This is a genomic window from Micropruina sp. (assembly GCF_047606365.1).
GTDB lineage: Bacteria > Actinomycetota > Actinomycetes > Propionibacteriales > Propionibacteriaceae > Micropruina.
Genome location: NZ_JASGEN010000035.1, coordinates 1 through 6596, shown reverse-complemented (window position 1 = coordinate 6596; position 6596 = coordinate 1). Strand labels below are relative to the sequence as shown.

Sequence of the window (6596 nt, the reverse complement as noted above, 5' to 3'; positions counted from 1 at the left end):
CCGACGCCCGAGGCCGATGAGGCGCTGGACGTCAGCGTGGCGCAGATCGCGCAGGCGCCGTGGCTGGACGGCGCAGAGGTCGCCTTCGCCGGCCGCGTCCGGGCGGTGCGGGATCACGGCGGCGTGGTGTTCGCCGACCTGGCCGGAGGCGGTGCCACCGTGCAACTGGTGCTGGAGGCGTCCGGGCTGCCCGACAGCATCGCTGTGTTCCGGCGCTGCGTCGACCACGGTGACCTGCTGGTCGTGCGCGGTGTCCGCGGCAGGTCGCGCAACGGTATCCCGGCGGTGCTGGTCCGCTCGTGGCGGGTGGCCGCGAAGGCACTGCATCCGATTCCGTTCGGCGGGCTCATCGACCCGCAGGCCCGGCTCCGGCGGCGCTCCGCCGACCTGATCGTCCATCCCGAGCAGGTCGCCGTGCTGCGCGATCGGGCCGCGGTGGTCGCCGCGCTGCGCGGCACGCTGGCTGCCGAGGGCTTCCTCGAGGTGGAGACACCCGTCCTGCAGCCGGTGCACGGTGGCGCGACGGCGCGTCCGTTCACCACCCACAGCAACGCCTACAACCAGGACCTCTACCTGCGCATCGCCCCCGAGCTGTACCTGAAACGCCTTGTCGTGGGTGGTTTGGGTCGGGTGTACGAGCTGGGCCGCAACTTCCGCAACGAAGGCGCGGACGCCACCCACAACCCGGAGTTCACCTCGTTGGAGGCGTATCAGCCCGGTGGCGACTACCGGACGGTGCAGGCGCTCACCGAGCGGCTGGTTCGCGAGGCGGCCATCGCGGTGCACGGCCGTCCGGCGTTGCCGCCGGCGGAGCCCGGACAGCAGTGGATCGACCTGGCGCCGCCGTGGCGGACCGTTCCGGTGCTGCGGGCGGTGTCGGAGGCGGTCGGGACCGACATCAGCCTGGCGACCCCGGTGGCCCAGCTCTATGAGATCGCGCGGGAGCGTGGCGTACCGGTGGCCGAGCAGCGGGGGCCTGGTGCGGTGATCGAGGAGCTGTACGGCGAACTGGTCGAGCCCGCCACTCAGACGCCCACCTTCTACGTGGACTTCCCCGAGGAGACCTCGCCGCTGACCGCCGCGCACCGCAGTCAGCCCGGACTGGTCGAGCGCTGGGATCTGGTGATTCGCGGCATGGAACTGGCCACCGGCTATTCCGAACTCACCGACCCGATCGACCAGCGGGACCGGCTCACCCGGCAGTCGCTGCTGGCCGCCGGCGGCGACCCCGAGGCGATGGAACTCGACCAGGATTTCCTGGCCGCCCTGGAACTCGGCATGTCGCCGACAGGCGGCCTCGGCATCGGTGTGGACCGGTTGGTGATGCTGCTCACCGGGCTGAACATCCGCTCGGTGCTCAGCTTCCCGTTCGTGAGGCCGACGCGCGCCCAGTGAGCCCGAGAGTGAACTGCGGCCGGGCGGCTACTGCGCGAACCGGGCGAGGGCCGTCGTCCCGCTGATGGCGAGAGCGAAGCCCACGGCGGCGAGCGGGCCGAGCCCGGAGCCGACCCGGTCACCGAACAGCACCAGTCCGATGAACGAGGGCAGGACGACCTCGATGGTGAAGGTGACCGCGGTGACGGCGGTGACCGGTCCGCGCTGCAGGGCGACCGCGAAGAATGCCATCGCCAGGACGCCGCCGGCGACCAGCGACCACAGCAGCGGATGTGCCAGCAGGCTGGTGGCTATCGGCAACGCTCCCAGCCCGCGAGAAGCCACCCCCACCACGCTGAAGCCGAGGCCGGAGGCCACCGCGAGCACGATCCATGACCGCGGCCCGGAAAGCCGCAGCCCGATCAGTCCCACCGCGGCGGGCAGTGCGCAGGCGCCCAGGATGGCCCACTCCACGGCCGGCGCCGCAGCCAGAGGGGAGTCCGCGCTGGCGCTGACCGCGAGCAGCACCAGGCCTGTACCCAAGGTGCCCAGCGCTGCCCAGTCCCGGCCGCGGAGCCGGGCTCCGCGCAGCGCCGCGATGACCGCGGTCACGCCGACCGAGGCCGCCATGACCGACTGCACCAGGAAGAGCGGCAGGTCGCGGGCGGCCACGATGTTGGCGACGAAAGCCACCCCGTCGGCCGCCAGCCCGAGCAGATAGGGCAGCTGCGCAACGATCGAGACAACCCCGGAGACTCCGGTGACGGCGGCGGCGCGTTTCGCCCCGACCGACTGCAGAACCGTGCCGACTCCGTAGCCGAGACAACAGACGACGGCGGCGACCCAGCTGACGACCGGCATGCCCGGGGTCGTCGATCAGATCAGGCCGAGCTCGCTGACCGCCTTGGCCTCGTCCTGCAGTTCGGCCACCGAGGCGTCGATCTTGCCGCGGCTGAAGTCGTTGATCTCGAGGCCCTGGACGATGCTGTAGCTGCTGTCGGACGTGGTGCACGGGAACGACGAGATGATGCCCTCGGGCACCCCGTAGGAGCCGTCGGACGGCACCGCCATCGACACCCAGTCGCCGGCCGGGGTGCCGTTGAGCAGGTCGCGCATGTGCTCGATGGTGGCGTTCGCCGCCGACGCCGCCGAGGACGAGCCGCGGGCCGCGATGATGGCCGCGCCGCGCTTGGCGACGGTCGGGATGAAGTCGTTCTCGACCCAGGCCTGATCGTCGACCAGCTCGGCGGCGTTCTTGCCGTCGACCTCGGCGTGGAACACGTCGGGGTACTGGGTGGCGGAGTGGTTGCCCCAGATGGTCATCTTCTTCACGCTGGTCACCGGAACGCCGGCCTTCGCGGCGAGCTGGCTGATCGCCCGGTTGTGGTCGAGCCGGGTCAGTGCGTTGAACCGCTCGATGGGGATGTCGGGCGCGTTCTTCATCGCGATCAGGGCGTTGGTGTTGGCCGGGTTGCCGGTCACCAGCACCTTGATGTCGTCGGCGGCGACCTCGTTGAGGGCCTTGCCCTGGGCGGTGAAGATGGCGCCGTTGGCGCTCAGCAGATCACCGCGCTCCATGCCGGCGGTGCGCGGCCGGGCACCCACCAGCATCGCCAGGTTCACCCCGTCGAACACCTTGGTCGGATCGTCGCCGATCTCGACCTTGGCCAGCGTCGGGAAGGCGCAGTCGTCGAGTTCCATCACCACACCCTCGAGGGCCTTCAAGGCAGGGGTGATCTCGAGCAGCCGCAGTTCGACGGGCTGGTCGGGACCGAGCAGGGCGCCGCTGGCGATGCGGAACAGCAGGCTGTAGCAGATCTGGCCGGCCGCGCCGGTCACGGCAACCTTCACGGGTGTGCTCACGGTGGTTCTCCTCAACGACGAGTGGTGACGGTTTTCACGCTATCAGCGGTGACTGACACTCGTCGGGCGATCCATCGGACGCCTGCCCTCGGCGACCGCGGCTAGGCTCCCGACCGTGCGACTGCTGCTGGCCCGACATGCCCGAACCGCGTCCAATGTGGCCGCGCTGCTCGACACCGCACCGCCCGGACCGGAGCTGGATCTGGTGGGACGCGCCCAGGCGGCGGCGCTGGCCGAGCGCCTGGCCGGGCAGCGGATCGGCGGCGTCTACACCTCCGATCTGGTGCGTGCCGTTCAAACCGGAGCGCCCGCCGTCCGGGCGTTCGAGGTGGCGGCCGCCGAGCTGCCGCAACTGCGTGAGATCGGGGCCGGTGAGGACGAGATGTCGGCCGACCTGCAGCGCTATCTGACCGCGCTGCGCTCGTGGGGCGAGGGCGACCATCGCGTCCGGATTCCGGGTGGTGAGGACGGGGCCGAGTTCCTGGAGCGGTTCGGTGACGGCATCCGGGCGGTCGCCGAGGCGGGGCATGAGGCGGCGCTGGTGATCAGCCATGGCGCGGCGATCCGGACCTGGGCCGGGTTCGCGATGCCCCAGGTGCACGTCGCGCTGGGTGCCCGCGGGATGCCCAACACCACGGTGATCGTCGCCGACGGCGACCCTGATTCCGGCTGGACGCTGCGCGGCATCGACCTTCCCGCGCCTGATCCCGACGACGGGTTCGCCGCGCTGGGCAGACCGCGCTAGACCACTAGGCTGCCGTCCCATGACGGCCTACCACGCGGACGCGTCCGACATCGACGGCAAAGAGATCCTCACCTGGGCCGGCTTCGGCGACGCCAGCCGTGAACTGGCCGAACAGGTCGCGGCGAGCGGCTTCCGTCCGGACGTGATCGTCGCGGTCGCGCGGGGCGGACTGATCGTCGGCGGCGCACTCTCCTACGCGCTGGGCGTGAAGCTCGCCGACGCGATGAACGTCGAGTTCTACACCGACGTCTCCGAGACCCTGCCCGATCCGGTGCTGCTGGCACCGCTGCTCGACATCGACAGCATCGCCGGACGCCGGGTGCTGGTCGCCGATGACGTCGCCGACTCGGGCCGCACCCTGCAACTGGTGATGGACATCCTGCTCAAGCACGGCGCCGAGGTACGCACCGCGGTGCTCTACACCAAGCCCACCTCGGTCTACCAGGTCGACTTCGTCTGGAAGGACACCGCCGACTGGATCGTCTTCCCCTGGTCGGCGCTGCCGCCGGTGGACGGCGTCCGGTCCGAGTCCGACTGAGCCGACGAACTCGGCACTAAAGCACGGCGCCCTTGCGGCGACGATGGATCCAACAGGAGCACCCCGATGAACACGCTCGGCACCGAACGGGAATTGCTGGAGGCGATGCTCGATGAGGGGCGTGCCGACCTGGTGCGATGCGTCGCCGGACTCGGCGACCATGACGCCCGCCGTCGCCTGGTCCCGTCATTGACCACGCCACTGGGTCTGCTGACCCACGCCGCAGCCGCCGAGCGATCCTGGTTCCAACGGCGACTCGCCGGCCTGCCCGATTCGGCCTGTGACGGCTATGCGTACGGCGACGACGAGAGCTTCCGCTACGAGGCCGACTTGACGGTCGGTGAGGCGATCGAACGCTTCGAGCGTGCCTGCGAGCGGAGCCGAACGATCGCGGCCGGATTCGACCTGGAGCACATGGTCCGCCATGAGCGGATCGGCCTGGTGTCGGTGCGCTGGATCCATCTCCACATGATCCGGGAACTGGCCCGGCATGCCGGTCATGCCGACATCCTCCGCGAGCAACTCGACGGCGCGACGATGACCGGACCGGGGTACGGAGTCCCGCCGAATAGCGAGAAGCAGTGACCCACGGGGAGGGTTCGCGACGACGCCTACCCGCACCGCCCACGACGGCCTGACCCTGCCGGGGCATCACGCCCGCGACCCCGCGGTGGAGACGCTCGAGGAGAGCCTGAGCCGAGCGAGTGCGGTGGGGGTCAGCGGAAGATGACGGTGCGCTGGCCGTCGGCCATGATCCGGTGCTCGGCGAACAGCTTCACCGCGTCGGTGAGGGTGCGGGACTCCTGCTCCTGACCGATCGCCACCAACTCGGGGACGTCGACGGTGTGGTCGACGCGGCGGACGTTCTGCTCGATGATCGGGCCCTCGTCCAGGTCGGCGGTGACGAAATGTGCGGTAGCGCCGATCAGCTTCACCCCGCGGCTGTGCGCCTGCCGGTACGGGTTGGCGCCTTTGAAGCCGGGCAGGAACGAGTGGTGGATGTTGATCGCCCGGCCGGCCAGCCGCTCGCACAGCTCGGGCGACAGGATCTGCATGTAGCGGGCCAGCACCACCAATTCGATGTCGTGTTCTTCGACGGCGTCCAGCACCCGCGCCTCGAACGCGGCCTTGGTGTGCGGCAGCACCACATGGTTCTCGAACGGGACGCCGTAGAAGCCGGCCAGGTCACCCAGATCGGGATGGTTGGCGAGGATCAGCGGGATCTCGATCTGCAGGTAGCCGGAACGGGCCCGGAACAGCAGGTCGTTGAGGCAGTGGCCGGCCTTGGACGCCAGGATCAGCGTGCGCCGCGGGCGTCCGACGTAGTCAAGCACCCATTCGGCGCCCAGGGAGTTCGCGATCGGGGTGATCGCATGTTCGAACACCGAACGGTCGAAACCGGACTGCACCTGGACCCGCATGAAGAACCGGTTCGACTCCGGCGAACTGAACTGCTGCAGTTCGGTGATGTTGCCGTAGGCCTGCGCGATGGCGCCGGTGACTGCGTGGACGATGCCCGGCCGGTCGTCGCAGGCCAGGGTGAGCAGCCAGTGGGTGGAGTCGATCACCGGGCGAGCGCCTCGATCGCCGCGTTCAGCGTCGTCGAGGGACGCATCACCGCACTGGTCAGGGCGTCGTCGGGCCGGTAGTAGCCGCCGAGGTCGGCGGGGGAGCCCTGCACCGCGAGCAGTTCCGCGTTGATGGTCGCCTCCTGCTCCCGCAGGGTCGCGGCGAGCGGGGCGAACCGTGCCGCCAGCGCGGGATCAGTGGTCTGCCCGGCCAGCTCTTCGGCCCAGAACAGGGCCAGGTAGAAGTGGCTGCCGCGGTTGTCGATGGTGCCCAGCCGGCGGCCCGGCGACTTGTTCTCGTTGAGGAACGTGCCGGTGGCCCGGTCCAGGGTTTCGCTCAGCACCTTGGCGGACGCGTTGCCGGTCACCTCGGCGTACTTCGCGAAGCTCTCGGCCAGCGCCAGGAACTCGCCCAGGCTGTCCCAGCGCAGGTAGTTCTCCTTGACCAGCTGCTGGACGTGCTTGGGCGCCGACCCGCCGGCACCGGTCTCGAACAGGCCGCCGCCGT

General features: G+C 70.1%; 8 protein-coding genes. 4 read left to right on the top strand and 4 right to left on the bottom strand.

Annotated features, from left to right (window positions below):
- A partial coding sequence (locus QM624_RS04875) for a lysine--tRNA ligase (protein WP_415089313.1) occupies positions 1 to 1395 on the top strand: 1395 nt, incomplete at its 5' end.
- 27 nt (positions 1396 to 1422) lie between these two features.
- Here QM624_RS04875 and QM624_RS04870 read toward each other — a convergent pair.
- Both QM624_RS04870 and QM624_RS04865 read right to left on the bottom strand, forming a co-directional pair.
- On the bottom strand, positions 1423 to 2235 hold the full coding sequence (locus QM624_RS04870) for a hypothetical protein (RefSeq protein ID WP_415089311.1): 813 nt from the start codon (positions 2233 to 2235) through the stop codon (positions 1423 to 1425).
- A gap of 15 nt (positions 2236 to 2250) precedes the next feature.
- Positions 2251 to 3237, bottom strand: a complete 987-nt coding sequence (locus QM624_RS04865; protein WP_415089309.1) for a malate dehydrogenase — start codon at positions 3235 to 3237, stop codon at positions 2251 to 2253.
- A gap of 115 nt (positions 3238 to 3352) precedes the next feature.
- On the opposite strand from QM624_RS04865, the gene QM624_RS04860 reads away from it, so the two are divergent.
- The 3 genes from QM624_RS04860 (at position 3353) to QM624_RS04850 (ending at position 5105) form a co-directional block, all read left to right on the top strand.
- Complete coding sequence (locus QM624_RS04860; protein ID WP_415089307.1) at positions 3353 to 3982, top strand: histidine phosphatase family protein; 630 nt, start codon at positions 3353 to 3355, stop codon at positions 3980 to 3982.
- Positions 3983 to 4001: 19 nt separating this feature from the next.
- On the top strand, positions 4002 to 4520 hold the full coding sequence (locus tag QM624_RS04855; protein WP_415089305.1) for a phosphoribosyltransferase: 519 nt from the start codon (positions 4002 to 4004) through the stop codon (positions 4518 to 4520).
- A gap of 66 nt (positions 4521 to 4586) precedes the next feature.
- Positions 4587 to 5105 (top strand): DinB family protein, encoded by a 519-nt coding sequence (locus QM624_RS04850; protein WP_415089303.1) that lies wholly within the window; start codon positions 4587 to 4589, stop codon positions 5103 to 5105.
- Positions 5106 to 5236: 131 nt separating this feature from the next.
- Here QM624_RS04850 and purU read toward each other — a convergent pair whose 3' ends face one another.
- Both purU and QM624_RS04840 read right to left on the bottom strand, forming a co-directional pair.
- Positions 5237 to 6088 (bottom strand): formyltetrahydrofolate deformylase, encoded by an 852-nt coding sequence (gene purU, locus QM624_RS04845; protein WP_415089301.1) that lies wholly within the window; start codon positions 6086 to 6088, stop codon positions 5237 to 5239.
- On the bottom strand, positions 6085 to 6596 hold a 512-nt coding region (locus QM624_RS04840; protein WP_415089299.1), incomplete at its 5' end, for an NADP-dependent isocitrate dehydrogenase. The genes QM624_RS04840 and purU, both read right to left, overlap by 4 nt.

Coding starts and splice junctions, on each gene's coding strand:
- QM624_RS04870 (WP_415089311.1), bottom strand. CDS start 2,235: ATGCCGGTCGTCAGCTGGGTCGCCGCCGTCGTCTGTTGTCTCGGCTAC.
- QM624_RS04855 (WP_415089305.1), top strand. CDS start 4,002: ATGACGGCCTACCACGCGGACGCGTCCGACATCGACGGCAAAGAGATC.
- QM624_RS04850 (WP_415089303.1), top strand. CDS start 4,587: ATGAACACGCTCGGCACCGAACGGGAATTGCTGGAGGCGATGCTCGAT.